This window comes from Halorientalis brevis (assembly GCF_042678165.1).
Classification (GTDB): Archaea; Halobacteriota; Halobacteria; order Halobacteriales; family Haloarculaceae; genus Halorientalis; species Halorientalis brevis.
This window is the reverse complement of the sequence record NZ_JBHUDJ010000001.1, coordinates 1-19,426: the sequence shown is the minus strand read 5'-3', so window position 1 is coordinate 19,426 and position 19,426 is coordinate 1. Positions and strand designations below refer to the sequence as shown.

Genomic DNA, 19,426 nt, shown 5'->3' with positions numbered 1-19,426 from the left:
GTTTTAGCGCCAGGGAGGGTCCTGCAGGTCCGCCATCGATCGCAGCAGATAGTCCGGTGCCGTCGCTGGTTCGTCACCGTCGGGTCGGAGCAGCGCGGACTTGATACCGGCGGCGTCGGCCCCCCAGACGTCGAAGCGGACGGAGTTCCCGACGTGGACGACGCGGCCCGGCGTCGCGTCGAGGGCGTACAGCGCCTCGTGAAACGGGCCGGGCTCCGGCTTCGGCGTGGTGTCGTACCCGCCGTAGACGATCACGTCGAACGCGTCTTCGACGTCGAGGGCTGCCAGTTTCGGGTCCTGCATCTCCGGTCCGCCGTTGGTGACCAGCGCGAGGTCGTACCGCTCACGAAGCGAGTCGAGCGCGTCGAGCGCGCCGGGCAGCGGTTCCACGTCGCGGTGGTCGCGCATCGACGCGTAGACTGCTGCGAGCCGGCGACCCACGGCCGGGTCGCGGTCGTCGAGTTCCGCGAGCGTGATGAACGCCTGCTCTCGCCGCTCGGCTTTCGTCTCGTCGGTGACGATTTGCGAGAACAGTTGATTCCGGTACGTCTCGGCGGTGAAGAAGGGATCGACGTCCAGCCGGTCGAAGGCGCGGGCGAGCAGCTCCGCGCTGGACTGGCGGTACTCACAGAGGGTCCCGTCCATGTCGAGGAAGACGGCGTCGACCGGATCGGTTGGCATCGGTCATGCTTGCCCGCCCGATTGGGTAAGCGTTTGGCGCCGGTCGCACTCGCGTGGCGACCGCAACAGTCTGTTCAGCACTCGAAAACACTCCGGTAGCAAACCCGCCATCTCGCATTTATTCCGAGCTGTGCATGATCCGGTGAGACATGTCTGAGACGGACCGCTCGGGGAGGCGATACACCAGACGACGCGCGCTACTCGCCGTCGGCACCGGACTCGCCACCGCGCTGGCGGGATGTTCGGACGCGGCACAGTCGACCACGGCAACGCCGTCGCGATCGGCCCCGACCACGACGTCCAGGACGGCGACCACTACCGACTCCCCGTCGACGGGCACCGACACGCAGTTGGCCGAGTCGTCGGAGCAACTCAAAACGCAGTTTCAGTCCGTTCAGGAGGCGACGGCCGAGTACCAGGACACGGAAGCCGCCCGGGCGGACGGGTACGCGGTTCTCGGTCCCTACATGGACGGCATGGGGTGGCACTTCATCAACCAGGGGTACGTCTCCGAGGCCGCGAACACGGGTCTCACGCGGGAGAAACCGCCGTTACTCACGTACGTCCGAACCGGCGACGGACTGGCGCTCGGGTCCATCGAGTACGCAGTCCCCGTCGATGCCGTCGACTCCGAACTGGATCTGTTCGCCGACGAAGGGACGCCGTTCACCGAGACCTGGGGCACGCACCACGCGGCCACGCACGTGTTCGCGACGCCCGACAGCATGCAGCGCGACGCCAACAGCTTCGACCTGGAGACGCTCCTGACGAGCGAGAACTGGTCGGAGTACACCCCGGCGGACGCCTCCCTGTCGCCCGGCGATACGACAACGCTGAACTGGGGGTCGACGACGGGGAAACAAGGCGAGCGAACGATGCGAACCGTCGATTTCGTCATCACCCACCCCGAATTGCGGACCTTACACGTCTGGTTGCACACGGACAATCCGAAGGGCGTCTTCGCAGAGACCAATCCGCGGTTCGCCGACGGCGATGGCGGCCACCATCACGGCGGCGGTGGGGGTCATCATCGAACCACTCATCAGGGTTCCTGAACCCCGAATCGAGGGCTACTGACGCTCCTGCGAGGCGGGCGCGTCGACGTATCCGTCACTCCGTTTTTCAGCTACCCCCAGCAGGGCCGCCCATTCCAGCAACCGACTGGTGCGCTCTCGCCACACCCGCTCCCAGTCGTCGTGTCGATTGCGCTCCCAGGTCGGCACTATCGGTCGAATCTCCGCGAAGGCTTCACCGGCCGTTACCGCGTCCTCGGCGGCCGCGAGCGCGTCCAGGATCTCGCGGGCGCCGAAGACGTGCTCACGGAAGGCGGCCCCGACGGCGTCGGCGGCCGGGTCGGTCTGGACGCGCTCGTACCCGCGCGTCGTCTCGGTCGCCAGGCCGAGCGCGTCGAGGAAGGCGAGCCACTCGCGAGCGTCCTCACGGGTGGTGAGGTCGAGCCGCGACTGGAGGCGGGCACAGCAGTCGTCCGTGCTCCCGGGGACGAGCGGCACGGCGCGATGCGCCGCCGCCAGCGTGTCGCGACCGTCTTCCGGGTCCGGTGCGACCTTGTATCGCATCCTAGAGCTCGAAGCTCTCTGCGAGCCGCTCGTGATTCTGTTCGCCGAGGACGTACGTCGAGCCGCCGACGACGTCGATCGTCACCTGTGCGGGCGCGAACACGTCCTCCGGAACCTCGTAGAAGTCCCAGTCCGCGGCCTCGAAGATGTCGGCGAAGGGCTCGTCGTACTCCTCGGTGGCCGTCGAGGGGACCTCGTCGAAGCGGTCGAACTCGCTGTCGACGGTCACGTGGACCTGTCCGCCGTACGCCAGCGCATCGTTCGTCCGCGCGATAGCCGTCTCCTCGTCGTCGGCGACGGGGGCGACGGGGGCACTGCCGGTCACCGAGAGCACGTCCAGCGGATCGTAGCCGAGTTCTGAGAGCCGGAACACGGCGAGTTCCGCCGCCCGCGCGGCCATCTGTACGGAGCCGGTGATGCTCGCCGCCGAAAAGGCCGGCAGGAAGACGCTCGATTCGGGGACGCCGGTCATCTCTGCGACCTGTTCGGCCACGGCTTCGTCCGGGACGGTTTCGGTCTCCAGTGCCAGCACCGCGAAGTCGAACTCGTCGCGGTACCCGACTCGCTGGTAGACGTCCTCTTCGGCCACGAGCGCGCGGGCGGGGCCGCTGCCCAGCCCCTCGAAGCCGTCGACGCTGACCTCCCAGCCGGCCTTCTGGCCACAGAGCAGCGCCAGCGCCGGGTGGTCGGTCGACAGTTCGACGTGTGTCAGCGGCGCTCCCGCCACGGTGTCGATGGTGGTCTGGACGGACGACAGTCCGGCCGTCTGGATCTCGGCGAGCAGCAGTCCCGCCTCCATCCCGCCGGGAACGTCCACGCCGAAATCGAGTACCGTCGCCTGTCCATCCAGCGGACGGACGGCGACGTTCAGTTCGTCGGCGAAGTCGATCGCCTCGTCGACGAGATCGGTCGCCATCCTGTTGAGACTCTCCATACTCCCCGTTCCGTTCGCCGTCGGTTAAAAACACTCGTCCCGACCCGGTCACTCGTCGTCGGTACTCCGGGCCGGCCGTCCCAGTTCCGCCTCGACTGCCTCGACTTTCTCCTGGGCAGTGGTTTCGCGGGTCCGCTTGTCGTCGACTTTCAGGACCGTCGAGACGCGGTCGGCGTCGACCGCCTCGTGGGCCGCCTGGGCGGCCGCGAACAACTCGGCGCTGTCCGGTGCCTCGATGGTGGTTCCCATCGGCGTCGTCTCGTAGGTGACGTCGAACTCCTCGAGAGCGGCGACGGCCTCGGCGACCTGGCCGGCCATGCTCGCTTCTTGCACTGGTGCGACGCTGAGGAAGCCGATCACGGTCATTCTGCGAGTTTTCGGGCTCCCACCAGATGAACACTCGGAAAGTAGTCTCGTAATGTAAAAAGGAATTTACCATTCACGGCTAAGCGATTTGTAGGAATGACTGACGAAATTACACGACGTGGCACGCTTCGGATCGGTGCGGCGACTGCAGGGTTCGGGGTCACAGGGAGTCTCTCTGGCTGTAGCTCGATTCCGTTTCTCGGCGGTGGCAGCAGTGCGTACGATTCCTGGTTGCCCGAACCCGGCGTGATCGTCGAGGGTACTGACCACTACTCGTTCTCATACAGCGACGTCACGGCGATCCGGAACAACGAGGACAACTTCGACGAGGACGTGTTCGAGGCCTTCGAGCGCTTCGAAGACAGGTTCCCGCTCGACCAGATGAACGTCGACTTCGACGAGGTCAACTCCCAGATCAGCGTCAATGGGTCCAACGGCGTCATCACGGGCAAGTTCAAGAAAGACGACGTCGGGAGCGAACTCGAAGACGCCGACTTCGAGGAAGACGGCGACCACGAAGGGTACACCATATACACGAAACAGGGGTTCCAGGGCGTCGCTGTCAAGAAAAACGAAGTTGTCTACGCCCGGATGAGCTTTTTTTCCGGCGGCGGCGAGCCGAAGGACGTCCTCGAAGCGCTCATCGACACCAAGAAGGGGAACGAAGAGCGCTACGCGAAAGCGGAGGAGGACTTCAAAACGCTCATCGGGAAACTCGGTTCCGGGACGTTCGTCTACGGGGGAACTCAGGAAGAATCCGACGAGACGAACGCGGAAGCGGGTCAGTTCGAGGGGGCCGTCGCGAGTGGGTTCAAACTGACCGTCAACGGCGAGACCTCGAAAGCAAAGCGGGTCGTGGTGTTCAACAGCAAAGACGACGTCGACATGAACGACGTCGAAGACTGGACTGACGGCGATTCCTTCGACGACTACGACAACGTCAACTCCTCGAAGAACGGTCGTGCGGTCGTCGTCACCGCGAAGATCGACACCGACGACTACACCTTGAGCTGACGCCGCCGCTGCTGTTTCTGCCTGATACCCAGTCGGTAAGTGAGCCGGCTGTGACGCTCCGTCCATGACCGACGAGCGACGCGAAGTGACGGCCAACGGCCTGGACTTCGAGTGTCTCACCCGCGGCGACGGGGACCGACTCGCGCTCTGCCTGCACGGTTTTCCCGACGACGCCGGGACCTTCGAACCGCTCATGGGACGCCTCGCCGAGGCCGGGTTCACGGTCGTCGCCCCGTACATGCGCGGGTACGAGCCGACGGGACCGGCCCCGGACGACGACTACAGTGCGACGGCTCTCGGCAGCGACGCCGTCGAACTGGCGACGGCCCTCGACGAGGCGGACGACTACGAGGACGTCGTCCTGATCGGGCACGACTGGGGCGCCGTCGCAGCCTACGCGGCGGCTCGCATGGCTCCCGACCGGTTCGAGCGGATCGTGACGATGGCGGTCCCGCCGCGGTTCGCCGCCGAGATCTGGCACCACCCCCGACAGTTCCTCCGGAGCTGGTACGTCTGGTTCTTCCAGCTCCCGGGGCTCGCCGAGCGAACGCTGCAACGGGACGACTTCGCCCTGATCGAGGTGCTGTGGAACCTCTGGAGTCCCGGCTGGGACTACGACGAGGACCGCATCGACGCCGTCACTGAAACGTTCCGCACTGCGGGCACCGTCGACGCGTCGCTCTCGTACTACCGGCAGTTCGTGAACCCGCTCGTTCGCGACCTGGTCGGCAGCGGGCGTCCCGACCTCGACGACCTCCCGACGATCGACGTCCCGGGGCTGGTGATCGCGGGGGAAAACGACGGGTGTATCGGGGCGGACCTGTTCGCGAACGCGGACGCGGCGTTCGAAGCGGACTGTCGCGTCGTCGAAGTGCGGGACGCCGGCCACTTCATGCACCAGGAACGGCCAGACGTCGTCGGTTCGGAGGTCGCGTCGTTCCTCGCCGACTGACTGACGGCTGGAGTCAGGGGCACCCAGAACCAACAGTTCGCTACCTTTTTGACCGCCCTACGGAAAGCCACGTGCATGCTGACCGTCCGGGCACCGGCGACGAGTGCGAACCTCGGGAGCGGCTTCGACGTCTTCGGCGTCGCACTCGACCGCCCGGCGGACATCGTTCGCGTCGAGAAGGCAGCGAAAACGACGATCGAGGTCACTGGCGTCGGCAGCCAGTACATCCCCGAAGACCCGGAGAAAAACACCGTCGGTGCGGTGGCAGAGGCCCTGGAGGCTCCGGCGCACATCGAGATCGACAAAGGCGTCCGGCCGGCCTCGGGACTCGGGTCTTCGGCCGCCAGTGCGGCCGCGGCCGCCGTCGGCCTCAACGAACTGTACGATCGGGGCTACAGTCGCGAGGAACTCGTCCCCATCGCAGCCAAAGGCGAAGCTGTGGTCTCCGGCGACGCCCACGACGACAACGTCGCGCCGTCGATCATGGGCGGGTTCACCATCGCGACCGACGAGGGCGTCACCAAGGTCGACGCCGACATCCCGCTGGTGGCCTGTCTGCCCGACATCGTCGTCTCGACGCGGGATGCCCGTCGGGTCGTTCCCGAGACCGCACGCGTCGAGCAGCTCGTCGAAACCGTCGGGTGGGCGGCGACGCTGACTTCCGGCATGCACCGTAACGATCCGGAACTCGTCGGCACCGGGATGAACGACACCGTCGTCACGCCGGCCCGGGCCGATCTCATCGACGGCTACGAGCAGGTGAAAGCCGCTGCCCACGCTGCCGGTGCGACCGGCGTGACGATCAGCGGTGCCGGCCCGACCGTCATCGCGGCCTGTCACGAGTCCGACCAGCGGTCCGTCGGCACGGCCATGATGGACGCGTTCGACGAGGTTGGCGTCCAGTCACGGGTCTACCAGACCGAGATCGGCGACGGCGCAACTATTTACTGAGCGGCTCGTGCGTCGGTGACTGATCGCAAAAAATCACACCGCTACCACTGCTGGCGTTCGCCTTCGCTGATCCAGTTGAAGCGACTCTCTGAACTCGACTCCTCGTCGACAGTGGGGTCCTGCCAGGCGATGCAGAGGTTCCCGCCGACGATCCCCACGAGCATGCCGATCACCAGTCCACCGAACGCGCCGATGAGCGAGAGGATCGACATGGCGATGCCGGTGACACCGATGAGCGTGGAGAGATTGGGCTTTACCAGCGCGAAGGCACCACAGGCGATGACCATCGCACCGAAGACGATCCCGAGCGCGGCCTTCGAGGGCCCGGAGGTGGCGGGGATCGTCTGGAGTCGGATCGGAATCGCCGCGATGATCATGCCAGCGAGGATGAGCATCACTCCGCCCGCGAACGGACGGCGAGCGCGCCACCCGGCGAACCCGGGCCGCTCGTGTGGCGGCACGTACTCGACTTTCTCGCCCTCGGCGACCGACTCGGACTCGTCGTCGCTTCCGAACGGCAGGCTGAGGTCCGCGTCTTCGAGAACGAGGCCGTACGTCGTCCCGAGCACCTGCCCGAAGATGACGAAGGCGAGGACGATGAGCGGACTCACCGGCGGAATCAGTCCGGCGAGCGCGCCACCGTAGGCGAGCACGCCGAGCGCGAGGCCGTAGACCAGTCCCATGCTGCCGGCGGTGACCGTGAGTGCCGCACGCGTGATCAGGGGCACCAGGATGGCCTGGGTCGTCTCGCTGCGCCGGGAGAACATGATGACGGTGGTCGTGAAGTCGTTGATCGTCCGCGAGACGTAGGCGACGAACGCCAACCCCAGGACCGCGCTGACCCCCATCCACACGAGGAAGCCGGTGAAGATTCCGTCCTGTCCGACTAGCTCTGCGAGCCTGCTGAACACTGACAGTCCCACGAACGTGAGGATGAACAGCCCGCTCAGCAGTCCCGCGCCGACCGAACCCGTGAGGCCGGCTCGGTACTCCTCGCTCGGCCCGAGTCCCGAGAGGTCGACTTTCTCCATCATCAGCCCGTAGCCGTTCCCCAGGACGTTCCCGTACACGGCGAACGCCAGGAGGCCAGCCAGCCCGGTCTGGGGGACCACGCCGACCGTCCCGAGGGCGACCGCGGCGACCCCGAGGACGAGACCGTAGACCAGTCCCATGCTGCCGGCCGTGACCGTGAGTGCCGCTCGGGTGAGCAGGGGCACGAGGATTTTCTGCGTGGTCTCGCTGCGCCGGGAGAACATGATGACGGTGGTCGTGAAGTCGTTGATCGTCCGCGAGAGGACCCAGGAAAAGGCGACGCCGAAGAGGAGCGCCGCGAGCATGAACACCAGCACGCCGTGCGGGACGGACCGGCTGCCAACGAGCGTGCCGAGCGTCGCCACCGTCTGGGCACCGCCGACCAGATAGAGGACGCCACTCCCGACGAGTCCGCCCCCGACTGCACCCACGAGCGCTGCGGACTGTTCTGTGCCGTCCCCGCTGCCCAGTTCGTACCACTCCGCTTCCAGCAACATCCCGTACACCGTCCCCAGAACTTGCGCGTAGACGATGTACCCGACGATGACCGGGAAGTTCGCCAACGGGAACATCTCGACCGGATGGCCGTTCATCGCGTGGATGATCGGGACGAGCCACGCGAAAAAGCCGAAGCCGAGAATCTGACCGTAGAGGAGACCCATGCTCCCGGCGGTGAGGCCGAGCGCCGACCGGTGAAGCAACGGCACCAGGATCTTCTGGGTGGTCTCACTCTTCCGGGAGATCATGATGATCGTGTTCGTGAACTTGTTGACCCCGCGCGACATGAAGATGGCAAACCCGGCGCCGAACACCAGAGCCAGCCCCATCCAGACGACCCAGCCGGTCGCGACGGTGCTGCCGTCGATGAGCCACGCGAAAAGGAGCATCGCTTCCGCACCGCCAGTCAACTGAATCAGCGCACCGCCCAGCAGTCCCCCAACCACTGAGCCGACGACTGACGCAACCTGCTCATCCCGCCCAAACCGTGATTTCTGATTTACACTCATGGTAACGCACGTTTCGCGCCGCAATTCCCCAGATGCGGTGCTCTCTTGAACTGTACTACTCCGGAACACTAAAAAAGAATTCTGCGACGATTGACCGGTAATTTAAGGGTAGAGGTACGTCCGTCTGATATCTTCCGGCATAAGATACAAGAAATAACTGGTGATATAAATGGCGGAATAATTCCGGGAGAATCTTTATTAAAAATACTGTTGATTTCTTCCTGCTGTCGCAAGTACGGAGGATACAACAATGGCACTACCGTTTCCAACTAACGAGTGGATCGAGGAGTGGGAGGAAGCACTGAGCAACAACGAGGACTATCAGGAATCCAGCGAGGGCTGGGGGGTCGATTTCAACGGGAACTTCATCTTCCATCTGGAAGCCGACGACCGGCTTCCCGAGGACCGGTATTTCTTCATCGGCCTCGAGGACGGTGACGTGTTCGACTGCCGCGAGATCGACGACCCGGAAGCCGTCGACTACGGGTTCATCTACAGTGGCTCGTACGCTGACTGGGTCCGCCTGACCGAAGGTGAAGTCGGGGCCATCGACGGCCTGATGTCCGGCGTCTTCGAACTCGACGGCGACATGCAGAAGGTCCTGCAGTACTCCGACGCCGCCGTCGCGATGGTCGAAACCGCCAGCACCATCGACACGGACTACGAGTACTAGCCACCCACTTTTTACAGATCGGGGTTTCCTCGGCCGACGCCGTCGGCCTGCGGGAACTGCGTGGCTGCGAAGCCGCCACGACATACGGTCGCGGGCCTGCAGCCCGCGACCCGCCCCCGATCTCCAAAACCTTGGGGAAAAACTACCGGACGCTCGTTCCATTCGCGTCCGGAGAACCGCACCACTTCGTGCCGCGGATGCGTCCGCCACCGCCGAGTCGGAATCACGGCCAGCGTGCCTCGACGAGTCGGTGAAGCCCATCTGTTGCAGTTACTGCCGATCATTGACGAGCCGCGGTTCCTCGTCGGCGACGCCGTTCACGTGGAAGCCGCCGGCCTCCTCGCGGCCGAGCAGTTCGCGCTGTGGATACGGGATCTTGATGCCGGCCTCGTCGAGTGCCGCTTTCACCTCACGGACGACCGCTGCGGTCGCCATCGCTCGCTTGGCCGCGCTGGGGTGGTCGATCCAGAACCGACACTCCAGCACGATCGCGGAGTCACCGAACGATTTCGGGACGACCTGGGGCGTGGGGTTCGCCAGGACGTGGTTGATCTCGGTGAGCGTCTCCTCGATAACGGCTTCTGCCCCTTCGACGTCGGCCTCGTAGTCGACGCCAACGTCGACGGAGAGCCGCAGCCGCTCGAAACTGGTCAGGTTCGTGACCGTCGCGTTCGCGACCCGCTCGTTCGGGATGACGATCTCCTGGCCGGACGCGCTGCGAATCCGCGTGTTGATGATCGTGATGTCGGTGACGATCCCCTCGTCGTTGCTGATCTCGACCCAGTCGCCGATCTCGAACGGGCGAGCGAACATCAGCACGAAGCCGGCGATGAACGAGCCGATCGTCGTCCGTGCGGCAGTCCCGATGACGATGCCGAGGAAGCCCGCGCCAACGAGCAGGCCCCCGAGGTTGACGCCCCAGAGCGACAGCGTGACGATCGCGGCCGCGATCAGCACCGTCACCTGCAGCACGCGGAAGACGATCCCCTGCTGGTGTTGGTTCAACGCGTCCGACTCCTCGGCGTACTCCTCGATCGCCGACTCCAGCACGTCGATGCCGATCAGCGTCCCGCCGACGAGACCGATCGTCAGGAGTCCCCGGAGCAGGGTCGGAATCAGGATCGCCATCGTCGCCACGGTCCTGAGCGCCAGGTCCACGAATCCCCAGACGACCATAACAGAGAGGCCCACGGCCAGGAAGATAGCGAACTGGATCGTCCGGACGAACGCCGTCACCGGCAGTTGCCAGTCGAACTCCGGCGGTTCGAACGGCATGCGCTCGTGGCCGAACACTCGGGTTTTCAGCGAGCGATGGACGAGCCTGACGACGCGCGGTGCGAGGACGACGGCCGTCACCGCGGCTGCGAGCGTCAACACGACGGTCGCCGCGACCCGTGCTTCCGTGGACACCACTCCCTCCAGCAAATACCTAAAATCATTTATATATTTGGCGACCATATTCGAATCAGTGACTTCGGAATGAAAAATCCGGGCCTCGGATTATCGTTTCTTGTATTTCGACCGATTATCGACGGCTGGCCGACCGCTTTCCGAGACGGTGTGGTGTCTAATTGTCAGTCGAACGACCGTTCGGCGAACCGTTCGCGGAGTTCCGGGTCCGGCATCGGACACTCGTCTTTGCTCCCGAACACGCGGTACCGGTACTTCGCGACGAGGTCGTAGATGCCGTCTCGAAGCCGTCGCGGGAGATAGACGAGGGGATATAACAGCGGCCACGGGCCGTCGAGTCGCCGCGCGACCCGGAGCGCAGCGGTCGATCTGGTGTACGCCTCGCCGTCTTCGACGAGTACCACGGTGTCGAACGTCTCGTCGTCGGGTTCAAGGTCGTATCGCGCGAGCAGTTCCTCGCCGATGGCTGACTGTAGGGGAGCGAACCGAAACGTGCCCTCGGCGTCGAACCGAACGACGAACCGCACGAAGGAGTTACAGAGGTTGCAAACGCCGTCGAACAGCAAAACAGGTGTGTCGAGGTCGTCGGCGACCGCGGCGGGGTCGCGGGCCGACTCCCCGGACATCGACTCTCAGACGCCCCGGCCCTGGAGTTTCTCTTCCTCGGGCAGGTCCACGTTGGCGTTGCCTTTCATCCCGGAGCCGATGTTCGAGGAGATCTCGGCGAGCGCTTCGGGGTCGTCCCAGTTGTTGACCGCTTCGACGACGGCTTCGCCCATTGCCTCGGGGTCCTCGGCACCGAAGATGCCGGAGCCGACGAAGATGCCGTCGCACTCGTGGTGCATCATCAGCGCGGCGTCGGCGGGCGTCGCGATGCCGCCGGCGGCGAAGTTGACGACCGGCAGCCGCCCCATCTCTGCGGTCTCGTGGACGAGTTCGGCGGGCGCTTCGTTCTCGCGGGCCCACTTCTCGCGTTCCTGGTGGGTCATCCCTTCGAGTTCGCGGATGGCGCCCTTGATGTTGCGCTGGTGGTGGACGGCCTGGTTGACGTCGCCGGTGCCGGCCTCGCCTTTCGTGCGGATCATAGCCGCGCCCTCGTCGATGCGACGCAGGGCCTCACCGAGGTTGCGGGCGCCGCAGACGAACGGTGCGGTGAACTCGCGCTTGTCGATGTGATAGCGGTCGTCGGCGGGCGTCAGCACCTCGCTTTCGTCGACCATGTCGACGCCGATCGCTTCGAGGATCTCCGCCTCCTTCCGGTGGCCGATGCGGGACTTGCCCATCACCGGGATGGAGACTTCGTCGATGATCTCGGCGACGTCCGCGGGGTCGGCCATCCGGGCGACGCCGCCGCGCTTGCGGATGTCGGCGGGGACGGCTTCGAGAGCCATCACCGCGACTGCGCCGACGTCCTCTGCGATACGGGCCTGCTCGGGGTTGACGACGTCCATGATGACCCCGCCCTTCTGCATCTTCGCGAAACCGCGCTTGACCAGCTCGGTTCCGCGCTGTAGATCCTCCAGATCGGTCTCTTCAGGCATATCAGGCGCTTAGGTTTTCATCCACTTAACGCGTGTCCTTTGCCGGACGACGCGACGGCGTTCCCACGTTGTGTCTCGCTGTGTGCGCTCCGGTACCGTTTTGCTACCGCCCGTCGACAACCCGTCCATGTCGGTCACGGATGCGGGCCGCAGACTGGAGCAGTTCATCGCCCGCTACTTCGACGGCCGGCTCCCCGACCGGGAGCCGTTGCCGCGGTACGTCGCGCCGCTGCCCGCCTGGCTGGAAGACGCCGCCCTCCGACTGGCCTGGCCCATCGCGATCGTCAACCTCCTGGGCACCGCGTTCGGGTTCTGGTACTACGGCTTCCAGCCGATCCCGCTCGACACCCCGCTCATCGCTGGCCAGTTCGCCGTCGAACCGCTCGTCGCCTGGCCAGTTGTGCCCGACAGCCCCGTGGCGACGATGTTCATCGGGCTCTCGCTCGTCGCCTGGAAGCTCGATCTCGATCTGGAACTGCTCCACGTCCTGGCGTTTTTCGGCTGTATCAAACTCGGGCTCTGGACGCCGTACGTCCAACTCTACGTTAACGGCCTCGGGGACACGCCGCTGTGGCTGTATCACTTCCTCGTCTGGAGCCACTTCGCGATGGCCGTCGAGGCGTTCATCATCTACCGCTACAGCGCCTTCCCGATCTGGGCGATTGCCGTCGCCACCGGCTGGTACCTGTTCAACGACGTCGTCGACTACTTCATCCCGCTGGTCGGTGAGCCACACCACACCCTGCTCCCGGCTGAAATCGCCGCGGGCTTCAACCACGACCTCGCCGTTCACGACCAGGCCGCTGCCGGTGCGGTGGTGCTGACGGTGCTGGCCGTGTTCCTCGCGATGGCGACGCGAGCGACGAAGGCCGAACTCGGCCACTGACCGAATCGCCCGACCAATTCGTTTCCGCCCTCACTGCGCTCAGGCACGTTGCTCACGGCTTCGCCGCTCGCGTTTACGTTCCCTCGCTGCGCTCGGGAACGCTATCCGCGTGCGCACGCACCCACAACTCCCCGATCCGCGAGAGCCGCGTCCGGTAGGACTTCCCGTGTTCCTCCTGTTCGATGTAGCCTTTCCCCCCGGGGCCGAGGCGGTCGACGTTGTAGATGACCTTCGAGCGGAACGAGTCGGTGTACTCCTCCCCGAGTTCGCGCGCGAGTTCCTGGGCGAGTTCAGAGACGGACTCGAACTCGCCGTGTTCGCCGAGGGTGAAGAGGATGATCTCCTCGAAGGGCTTGACGTTCGAGAAGGAAGCGACCGGAAGTTCGACGATGTGACTCCCGCCGATCTCCTTCGCGCCGATGGTCGTCCCGCGCTCGTCGAACTCGTCGAGCAGATCCTGGGCGCTCTCCAGGCGCTCGGTGACCCGGTCGTCGTCGACGCCGCCGTCCCGGAGGTCCGACAGGAGGTCGATCTGGCGGCGCAGTTCCTCGGCCAGTTCGGTTTCGAGGTACTTCTCGGGGACCGTGTAGTAGGTGTGGATGCGGTCGCGGTCCTCCTGGCGCTCGACCATGATCGAGTGGGCCGCCGTCGCGAAAGCGAACGACACCGTCCGGGGCATCGCCGAGATGTTCACCCAGACCCCCTCGATCTCCGTGTCGTTCCCGTCCCCCTCGCGCCCGCGGTCGAGTTCAGCCATGATGAGCGCGTACGCCTGCTCGAAGGCCGCGTCGTAGTCGTAGACGTCCTCGACGACGACCCGTTCGGTCTGGGCACCGAGCAGGTTCGTGAAGTCCTTCTCCAGCTTCTCGGCCAAGTTCCGCGAGTACTCGACGTTGGCCTCGCTGCCCACCGCCCCCTCCAGTAAGATCACGCGGTCGACGTCCAGTTGCTCCCGGACGAGCGGCGCGATGAGCCGGTCGTAGTCGAAGCCGACCGGCACGATGTGTGTCTGCATGGGTTCCAGTAGTTAGGACGCACTGTTAAGCGTTCGAGTTCTCACCCCACTCGAACCGCGCACGTGGCCGGAAAAAACGCTCGAAACCGCTGGCGCTCAGTCTGCCGACTGGTAGTTGTCCGCGTTCCCGACGGGGTCGGACTCAATGAGGTGGTCGTAGGGATGCGGTGACCGAAGGAACGCGATGACGCTCCACATGAGCCCCGTCAGGAGCGAGCCGGCTGCAGACATCGTCATTCCCAGCGAGAGGAACGTCGTCCCGTAGATGATGCCGATCGTGGCCGACGGCAGCGAGGTCCCCAGGGGAACGTTCGCCATCTGATCCCGCAGAGTCGGGACCAGGACGATCAGTGAGAACACGCTCCCGCCGAGAAAGATCAGGTCCTGCCACATCATTGTTCCAACTCCGCGTTTTCGAGGTGTTCAGAAGTGGTTCCAGTCATTACTCTTCTCGACGCCGCTGAGTTAAATAAGCTTTACTTACTATCGAGTAAAAACTATCGTGAGGGTCCACGGAGTACCATGGGTACGTCCCCCACGAACGTCGGAACTCACGCTGCCGATCCGGGAGGAGATACGGTCGGATTACCCGCCCGATGGGGGTCTGGTGGGTTACTCGAGGCCACTCGATCGGACAGAAATCTAGCGATACTCGCGAATAAGACGGCCCTAGATCGGCGAACGGCGGCCGAGAACGGGGAGACGCTCAGTACAGCCGGGTCCCGTCGGGCACGTCCCGTTCCGGTTGCAGGTGAACCACGTCGCCGTTCTCGTCGTCGACGCCCGTGACGAGACACTGGCTCTCGAAGCCGGCGATGGTCACCGTGCCCAGGTTCACGACGGCGAGGACCTGCCGCCCTTCGAGTTCGTCTTCGGTGTAGTTGCCCGTGAGGCCGGCCGCGGACTGGCGGACCTCCAAGCCGAAATCCACTTCGAGTTTGTACACGTCCTTGCGCGCCTCCGGGAAGTCCGCCACGGAGACGACGGTGCCGATGCGCATCTCCACGTCTTCGAGGAACGTCGCGGGGTCGATGTCGTCTGCTTCGATTCCCATGGCAGTCACCATCTCGCGACCGGGAAGTATCCTGCGGGTCGCTGTCGTTCGTGAGATCCCCGACGAAGTACCAGGCGATTCGGCAGTAGGTATATGGACCCGTCGTCACCTACGTCACACTGTATCCATGGATTCGCTCATGGACACGTCATCACATCATTCACGCCCCTCAGCGGGGCAGTTCATTACCAATGCAGGATTCAGCAAAATACCTCATTCACGCGGACATCAAGACGGACGGGGTGGTAGAGCGGAGTGACGTCGTCGGTGCGATCTTCGGCCAGACCGAGGGCTTACTCGGTGATGACCTCGACTTGCGGGACCTCCAACAGTCCTCGAAGGTCGGGCGAATCGACGTCCAGATCCGCTCGGAGAACGGCCAGTCGTTCGGCGAGGTGACCATTGCCAGCGGCCTCGACAAGATCGAGACCGCGATCCTGGCGGCGGCCCTGGAAACCATCGACCGGGTCGGCCCCTGTCGCTCGGACTTCGAAGTGACGAAACTGGAGGACGTGCGTGCGGCCAAGCGCCGCGAAGTCGTCGACCGGGCCACCGATCTGCTCTCGTCGTTCGAAGACGACGTCATGAGCAGTGAGGACCTGGTCGAGGAAGTCCGCCAGGAGGTTCGCGTCGCGGACATCACCGAGTACGAAGGGCTCCCGGCAGGCCCCCGCGTCGCCGACAGCGACGCGATCATCGTCGTCGAGGGTCGCGCGGACGTGCTCCAACTGCTCCAGTACGGGATCAAGAACGCCATCGCCGTCGAGGGGACGAACGTCCCCGACGCGGTCGCCGGACTCACCCGTGAGCGGACGGTTACGGCGTTCCTCGACGGTGACCGCGGCGGCGATCTGATCCTCAAAGAGCTCCGACAGGTCGGCAACATCGACTACGCGGCGTTCGCTCCGGAAGGCCGGTCCGTCGAGGACCTCTCGCGTGACGAGATCATGTCCGGGCTCAGGGAGAAAGTTCCCTTCGAGGTCGTCGCAGACGCGAGCACGCCCCACGAACTGGCCGCCGCGACCGACGGGAGTACGCGTCCGGCCCCGCCCGAAGCCACCGGCGAGCAACCGGCAGCTGACGCGCCGTCACACCCTGACGGCCCCGACGAGCGCGTCGACGCACCGTCGTGTGAACCCGAGGCGACGACGGCCGAAGAGCCACAGACTGACCGGGCCGAGGTCGGTACCGGTGCCGACGATGCGGATAGCACCGACGACACTGAACAGTCACCCGCCGATACCGCGGCGGCGAACGACGACACAGCGGATGACCCAGCAGCGACTGGCGTGGGTCCCGGAACGCCGGACGAGCCAGAAACTATCGCCGGACACGTCCACGCCGTCATCGGAAAGGAGTCGGAGTCGGTCGTCCTGCTCGACAGCGAGTTCGGGCGCGTGGGCGTGGCGCCTGCCAGCGACGCGTTCGACGCGATCGCCGACTCGGAGCAGGTGCCGGCGGCCGTGATTCTCGACGGCGAACTGACCCAGCGGGTCCTGGACGTGGCGGCACAGCGGGGCGTCGAACAGGTAGTCGCGCAGCGCGAGGGACAGTACGTCAAGAAACCGACGAACGTGCGCGTCCGGACGGCAGACCAGTTCGAAATCGAAGCCAACGCCTAGAGCGAGCGAACGAGCTGCAGGCCGTCCCCGGACTCGTAGTGGTGTGGCAGGAGTGACCGCACCCGGAACCCTTGCGAGTCGTAGAACGACCGCGCGACCTCGTCGCCCATTTTCACGGTGAGTCGAAGCGCCTCGAACCCCTCGTCAGCGAGTCGCCGGCAGAGCGCGTCCATGAGCGCCGACCCCCGCCCCGATCGGCGATAGCCCGCGGCGACGGCGAACTCCGCCAGGTAGGCGCAGTCCCCTTCGGGAATCGCCACGGCGTAACCGACCGGTTCGTCGCCAGGTCGTCGGGCAGCTCCGGGCTCGGTCGTCGATCCGTCGGCAGTCGAGTCCGGGGTTGCCGTGGTCACGAGGACGATGGGCGGCCCCTCGATGGCCGGGTCCAGCAGCTCCGGCCACGGTTCGTCGAGCGCAGCCAGCTGGATGGCGCGTATTCGTGAGCGGTCCTGGGGCGTCGCGTCTCGGATCATAGCAGCCCGGCGCCGACGGCGAAGAGGCCCCCGGCGATGGCGGCGACGAGCGTCGCCAGGAAGTTGACGCCCTGGTTCCCGACGTAGGGGCCTTCGATCGTCGCTCCGAGCAGGCTGTCGGCCGTCATCCCGACGACGCCTGCCCCGGCGATCACGGCGAAGCCGAGGACGCTGACTTCGTCGAACATCGCCAGCGCGATCGCCGCGATGAGCGTCGCCCCGGCCAGTCCCGCGAGCTCTCCCTGCCACGTGATCGCCCCGTCGGTCCCGGGGTCCACGCGCCGAAAGGTCGTGATCAGCCGCGGGTTGTCGAACAGGCCGCCGATCTCCGAGGAGAGCGTGTCGCTCATCGCGGCAGCGATCGAGCCCGCGAAGGCAAACAGGAAAATCTCCGGTGCGACCGGAATGTGTGTCGGGCTTGCCGCCGCGCCGATGACCGCGACGAGCGCCGTCGTCGAGTTCGCCAACACGTTCCCGCTCCCGCGTGCACCTTCGTTCTCCTCGGCGATCCCGCGCGTCTGTTTTTCCTCGTAGCGGAACTTCGTCGAGAGGCCGCCCACGCCGAAGAAGGTGATGAGCATCGCGAACCAGCCGTAATCCCCGAGCACGATCGTCAACAGGCCCAGGAAGACGCCGGTCAACATGCCCGGCAGCGACGCGGTCTCCAGCGCGTAGGAGACGTATCCCAGGCCGACGGTCACGCCGAGCGCGACGGCGATGCGCGTCGTCGTCACCGACACCGCGAGATCGGCGAACAGCCACAGCAAAAGCGCCACCGAGAACATCACGAGCGGATCGTCGCGCGGGAACAGCACTGTGCGCAACAGCGAGGCCAGCAGTGCACCGCTCGCAGCGAAAAACAGGACCGTCGGAATCGACAGCGAGGTGTCTGTCAGCGCCAGCGACGAGAGCTGTGCGCCCGTCCCGACCAGGAACCCGCCGGCGACGAAGCCGGCGGTCGCGACGATGTCTTCGCTCGTCACCGTCCTGACGAGCTGCTCGGCGAGATTGCCGTACGCGAGGATGAACACGGCGCCGATGAAGACGTTCATCGACAGCCCGAACTGCAGCGAGAGGAGCGCCAACCCGGCGACCGCCAGCGAGAACCCAGCGAGCCCGTACAGACGGCCGTCTCGTCGGTCTCCCGGACGGGCGAACGTCTCGAACAGGACCCCGTCGTCGATGACGTACAGCGCCAGGATGGCGAGGAGAATAAACGGGGCCGGCCCGGCGACCGTCGCGACGGGCGTCGGGGTGGCACGGCTCACGAACGGGACGAGTAGCGCCAGGGTTCCGACCAGCGCGAACGCGCCCGCTCGCCGGACTGTCGACGTCACGTGCCGGGGTACCCGCGAGAACCACTTAAACCACCACCTTTTTTCTTCGGAGGGTCGCCTCCGGCGACCCCCACTCGAAAAAATCTGGACCAAAAAAGCGCGAGCGGCTATGCCGCTCGCGTACAATTTCCTACACAGAACAGTACAGCTTCCGCAACTGTACAGCACTGCACAACTTCCGTCCCCGCACGGCACCCCACACGCAGAGCCGTGACCTTCATTGCTACTGGTCGAAAAAGCAACAGTCGTGGGTATCTACGACCGATATCTCGCCGCTCGCACCCAGTGGGCAGCGGAGGCCACGCCGGACAACGTCGCAGTCGTCATCACCGAGCGTGACCTCCTGGAACAGGGTGCCTACGACACGCTGGAGGCGTTTTTCGGGTGGGCCTTCGAGTACGGCGCCGAACGGGTGATGGTCTACGTGAGCGTCCTGGACGAGGGGGCAGTCCCGACCTTGCGGCGGTCGCTGGAGGACGTGACTGCGCCGCGCGAGATGGCCGTCCGCGGTCCCGAAGACGAACGCCGGGCCGACACGCCGATCCAGATTTCGATCGGACTGGGCGGGAAACACGAGTTCGCGACCGCCGTGCAGGGCGTCGCCGAGGAGGTCGACGCCACAGAGCTCGATCCCGAGGACATCGACGAGGCGGACATCGAGAAACGGCTCGTCTTCCCGACCGATCCCGATCTGGTCATCAAGACCGGTGCCGAGCGACTCTCCGATTTCATGATCTGGCAGTCCGTCTACTCGGAACTGTACTTCACGGACGTGAACTGGCGCAACTTCCGAGAGCGGGATTACATCCGCGCGATTCGGGACTTTCAGGATCGTCAGCGGCGGTTTGGTCGCTGACGGAAGGAAGCGACCAAACGCCGAGAGACGAACAGAGCGAGTCTC

21 protein-coding genes are annotated in these 19,426 nt (G+C 65.2%); 8 read left to right on the top strand and 13 right to left on the bottom strand.

Going from position 1 to position 19,426, the window contains the following annotated elements; all coding sequences use genetic code 11:
- Positions 1-3 precede the first annotated feature (3 nt).
- Entirely contained in the window at positions 4-681 is a 678-nt protein-coding gene (locus ACFR9U_RS00105; RefSeq protein WP_247377614.1) for an HAD family hydrolase, read from the bottom strand.
- A gap of 149 nt (positions 682-830) precedes the next feature.
- Between ACFR9U_RS00105 and ACFR9U_RS00100 the strand changes: the two genes are divergently transcribed.
- Positions 831-1,736 carry a hypothetical protein gene (locus ACFR9U_RS00100; protein ID WP_247377612.1) on the top strand — a complete coding sequence of 302 codons (906 nt, stop codon included), beginning with the start codon at positions 831-833 and terminating at the stop codon, positions 1,734-1,736.
- Between the two features lie 15 nt (positions 1,737-1,751).
- Here ACFR9U_RS00100 and ACFR9U_RS00095 read toward each other — a convergent pair whose 3' ends face one another.
- Genes ACFR9U_RS00095 through ACFR9U_RS00085 form a run of 3 tightly spaced genes read right to left on the bottom strand, consistent with a single transcriptional unit; the run spans position 1,752 to position 3,558 of the window.
- On the bottom strand, positions 1,752-2,258 hold the full coding sequence (locus tag ACFR9U_RS00095) for a hypothetical protein (protein WP_247377609.1): 507 nt from the start codon (positions 2,256-2,258) through the stop codon (positions 1,752-1,754).
- A 1-nt stretch (position 2,259) separates the two neighbouring features.
- Entirely contained in the window at positions 2,260-3,192 is a 933-nt protein-coding gene (mch, locus tag ACFR9U_RS00090) for a methenyltetrahydromethanopterin cyclohydrolase (protein ID WP_247377607.1), read from the bottom strand.
- Between the two features lie 48 nt (positions 3,193-3,240).
- Positions 3,241-3,558, bottom strand: a complete 318-nt coding sequence (locus tag ACFR9U_RS00085) for an MTH1187 family thiamine-binding protein (RefSeq protein WP_247377605.1) — start codon at positions 3,556-3,558, stop codon at positions 3,241-3,243.
- Positions 3,559-3,654: 96 nt separating this feature from the next.
- On the opposite strand from ACFR9U_RS00085, the gene ACFR9U_RS00080 reads away from it, so the two are divergent.
- The 3 genes from ACFR9U_RS00080 (at position 3,655) to ACFR9U_RS00070 (ending at position 6,475) form a co-directional block, all read left to right on the top strand.
- A complete protein-coding gene (locus ACFR9U_RS00080) occupies positions 3,655-4,572 on the top strand; it encodes a hypothetical protein (protein WP_247377602.1) in 918 nt (305 codons plus the stop codon).
- A gap of 64 nt (positions 4,573-4,636) precedes the next feature.
- Positions 4,637-5,524 carry an alpha/beta fold hydrolase gene (locus ACFR9U_RS00075; RefSeq protein ID WP_247377601.1) on the top strand — a complete coding sequence of 296 codons (888 nt, stop codon included), beginning with the start codon at positions 4,637-4,639 and terminating at the stop codon, positions 5,522-5,524.
- A gap of 75 nt (positions 5,525-5,599) precedes the next feature.
- On the top strand, positions 5,600-6,475 hold the full coding sequence (locus tag ACFR9U_RS00070; RefSeq protein ID WP_247377599.1) for a homoserine kinase: 876 nt from the start codon (positions 5,600-5,602) through the stop codon (positions 6,473-6,475).
- A 41-nt stretch (positions 6,476-6,516) separates the two neighbouring features.
- On the opposite strand, the gene ACFR9U_RS00065 is transcribed toward ACFR9U_RS00070, so the two are convergent.
- Entirely contained in the window at positions 6,517-8,451 is a 1,935-nt protein-coding gene (locus tag ACFR9U_RS00065) for a DUF6114 domain-containing protein (RefSeq protein ID WP_247377597.1), read from the bottom strand.
- 313 nt (positions 8,452-8,764) lie between these two features.
- Between ACFR9U_RS00065 and ACFR9U_RS00060 the strand changes: the two genes are divergently transcribed.
- On the top strand, positions 8,765-9,187 hold the full coding sequence (locus ACFR9U_RS00060; RefSeq protein ID WP_247377595.1) for an SCP2 sterol-binding domain-containing protein: 423 nt from the start codon (positions 8,765-8,767) through the stop codon (positions 9,185-9,187).
- Positions 9,188-9,457: 270 nt separating this feature from the next.
- On the opposite strand, the gene ACFR9U_RS00055 is transcribed toward ACFR9U_RS00060, so the two are convergent.
- From ACFR9U_RS00055 to pdxS, 3 genes are all read right to left on the bottom strand, one after another.
- Positions 9,458-10,645 (bottom strand): mechanosensitive ion channel family protein, encoded by a 1,188-nt coding sequence (locus ACFR9U_RS00055; protein ID WP_282594255.1) that lies wholly within the window; start codon positions 10,643-10,645, stop codon positions 9,458-9,460.
- A 116-nt stretch (positions 10,646-10,761) separates the two neighbouring features.
- Complete coding sequence (locus ACFR9U_RS00050; protein WP_247377593.1) at positions 10,762-11,223, bottom strand: thiol-disulfide oxidoreductase DCC family protein; 462 nt, start codon at positions 11,221-11,223, stop codon at positions 10,762-10,764.
- 6 nt (positions 11,224-11,229) lie between these two features.
- The gene (pdxS, locus tag ACFR9U_RS00045) at positions 11,230-12,138 is read right to left on the bottom strand and encodes a pyridoxal 5'-phosphate synthase lyase subunit PdxS (RefSeq protein ID WP_247377592.1); all 909 of its coding nucleotides are present in this window, start codon (positions 12,136-12,138) and stop codon (positions 11,230-11,232) included.
- Positions 12,139-12,265: 127 nt separating this feature from the next.
- Between pdxS and ACFR9U_RS00040 the strand changes: the two genes are divergently transcribed.
- Positions 12,266-13,024, top strand: coding sequence for a DUF1405 domain-containing protein (locus tag ACFR9U_RS00040; RefSeq protein ID WP_247377591.1), 759 nt, complete (start codon positions 12,266-12,268; stop codon positions 13,022-13,024).
- A 73-nt stretch (positions 13,025-13,097) separates the two neighbouring features.
- Here the strand turns inward: ACFR9U_RS00040 and ACFR9U_RS00035 are convergent, their stop codons facing one another.
- From ACFR9U_RS00035 to ACFR9U_RS00025, 3 genes are all read right to left on the bottom strand, one after another.
- The gene (locus tag ACFR9U_RS00035) at positions 13,098-14,039 is read right to left on the bottom strand and encodes an HFX_2341 family transcriptional regulator (RefSeq protein WP_247377590.1); all 942 of its coding nucleotides are present in this window, start codon (positions 14,037-14,039) and stop codon (positions 13,098-13,100) included.
- Between the two features lie 96 nt (positions 14,040-14,135).
- The gene (locus ACFR9U_RS00030; RefSeq protein WP_247377589.1) at positions 14,136-14,435 is read right to left on the bottom strand and encodes a hypothetical protein; all 300 of its coding nucleotides are present in this window, start codon (positions 14,433-14,435) and stop codon (positions 14,136-14,138) included.
- Between the two features lie 310 nt (positions 14,436-14,745).
- Complete coding sequence (locus ACFR9U_RS00025; RefSeq protein WP_247377588.1) at positions 14,746-15,093, bottom strand: tRNA-binding protein; 348 nt, start codon at positions 15,091-15,093, stop codon at positions 14,746-14,748.
- Between the two features lie 191 nt (positions 15,094-15,284).
- On the opposite strand from ACFR9U_RS00025, the gene dnaG reads away from it, so the two are divergent.
- Positions 15,285-16,715, top strand: a complete 1,431-nt coding sequence (gene dnaG, locus ACFR9U_RS00020) for a DNA primase DnaG (RefSeq protein WP_247377587.1) — start codon at positions 15,285-15,287, stop codon at positions 16,713-16,715.
- Here the strand turns inward: dnaG and ACFR9U_RS00015 are convergent.
- Positions 16,712-17,188, bottom strand: a complete 477-nt coding sequence (locus tag ACFR9U_RS00015) for a GNAT family N-acetyltransferase (protein ID WP_247377586.1) — start codon at positions 17,186-17,188, stop codon at positions 16,712-16,714. The genes dnaG and ACFR9U_RS00015 overlap by 4 nt on opposite strands.
- Complete coding sequence (locus ACFR9U_RS00010; protein ID WP_247377585.1) at positions 17,185-18,525, bottom strand: DUF92 domain-containing protein; 1,341 nt, start codon at positions 18,523-18,525, stop codon at positions 17,185-17,187. The genes ACFR9U_RS00015 and ACFR9U_RS00010 overlap by 4 nt, the downstream gene beginning before the upstream one ends.
- 247 nt (positions 18,526-18,772) lie before the next feature.
- On the opposite strand from ACFR9U_RS00010, the gene ACFR9U_RS00005 reads away from it, so the two are divergent.
- Positions 18,773-19,381 carry an undecaprenyl diphosphate synthase family protein gene (locus tag ACFR9U_RS00005; RefSeq protein ID WP_247377583.1) on the top strand — a complete coding sequence of 203 codons (609 nt, stop codon included), beginning with the start codon at positions 18,773-18,775 and terminating at the stop codon, positions 19,379-19,381.
- The last annotated feature ends 45 nt before the right edge of the window (positions 19,382-19,426 follow it).

Excerpts from the sequence above, each read along its gene's own strand:
- dnaG (WP_247377587.1), top strand. The coding sequence starts at position 15,285 with ATGCAGGATTCAGCAAAATACCTCATTCACGCGGACATCAAGACGGAC.
- mch (WP_247377607.1), bottom strand. The coding sequence starts at position 3,192 with ATGGAGAGTCTCAACAGGATGGCGACCGATCTCGTCGACGAGGCGATC.
- ACFR9U_RS00085 (WP_247377605.1), bottom strand. The coding sequence starts at position 3,558 with ATGACCGTGATCGGCTTCCTCAGCGTCGCACCAGTGCAAGAAGCGAGC.
- ACFR9U_RS00035 (WP_247377590.1), bottom strand. The coding sequence starts at position 14,039 with ATGCAGACACACATCGTGCCGGTCGGCTTCGACTACGACCGGCTCATC.
- ACFR9U_RS00015 (WP_247377586.1), bottom strand. The coding sequence starts at position 17,188 with ATGATCCGAGACGCGACGCCCCAGGACCGCTCACGAATACGCGCCATC.
- ACFR9U_RS00040 (WP_247377591.1), top strand. The coding sequence starts at position 12,266 with ATGTCGGTCACGGATGCGGGCCGCAGACTGGAGCAGTTCATCGCCCGC.
- ACFR9U_RS00070 (WP_247377599.1), top strand. The coding sequence starts at position 5,600 with ATGCTGACCGTCCGGGCACCGGCGACGAGTGCGAACCTCGGGAGCGGC.
- ACFR9U_RS00030 (WP_247377589.1), bottom strand. The coding sequence starts at position 14,435 with ATGATGTGGCAGGACCTGATCTTTCTCGGCGGGAGCGTGTTCTCACTG.
- ACFR9U_RS00100 (WP_247377612.1), top strand. The coding sequence starts at position 831 with ATGTCTGAGACGGACCGCTCGGGGAGGCGATACACCAGACGACGCGCG.
- ACFR9U_RS00095 (WP_247377609.1), bottom strand. The coding sequence starts at position 2,258 with ATGCGATACAAGGTCGCACCGGACCCGGAAGACGGTCGCGACACGCTG.
- ACFR9U_RS00060 (WP_247377595.1), top strand. The coding sequence starts at position 8,765 with ATGGCACTACCGTTTCCAACTAACGAGTGGATCGAGGAGTGGGAGGAA.
- pdxS (WP_247377592.1), bottom strand. The coding sequence starts at position 12,138 with ATGCCTGAAGAGACCGATCTGGAGGATCTACAGCGCGGAACCGAGCTG.
- ACFR9U_RS00080 (WP_247377602.1), top strand. The coding sequence starts at position 3,655 with ATGACTGACGAAATTACACGACGTGGCACGCTTCGGATCGGTGCGGCG.
- ACFR9U_RS00105 (WP_247377614.1), bottom strand. The coding sequence starts at position 681 with ATGCCAACCGATCCGGTCGACGCCGTCTTCCTCGACATGGACGGGACC.
- ACFR9U_RS00055 (WP_282594255.1), bottom strand. The coding sequence starts at position 10,645 with ATGGTCGCCAAATATATAAATGATTTTAGGTATTTGCTGGAGGGAGTG.
- ACFR9U_RS00050 (WP_247377593.1), bottom strand. The coding sequence starts at position 11,223 with ATGTCCGGGGAGTCGGCCCGCGACCCCGCCGCGGTCGCCGACGACCTC.
- ACFR9U_RS00075 (WP_247377601.1), top strand. The coding sequence starts at position 4,637 with ATGACCGACGAGCGACGCGAAGTGACGGCCAACGGCCTGGACTTCGAG.
- ACFR9U_RS00025 (WP_247377588.1), bottom strand. The coding sequence starts at position 15,093 with ATGGGAATCGAAGCAGACGACATCGACCCCGCGACGTTCCTCGAAGAC.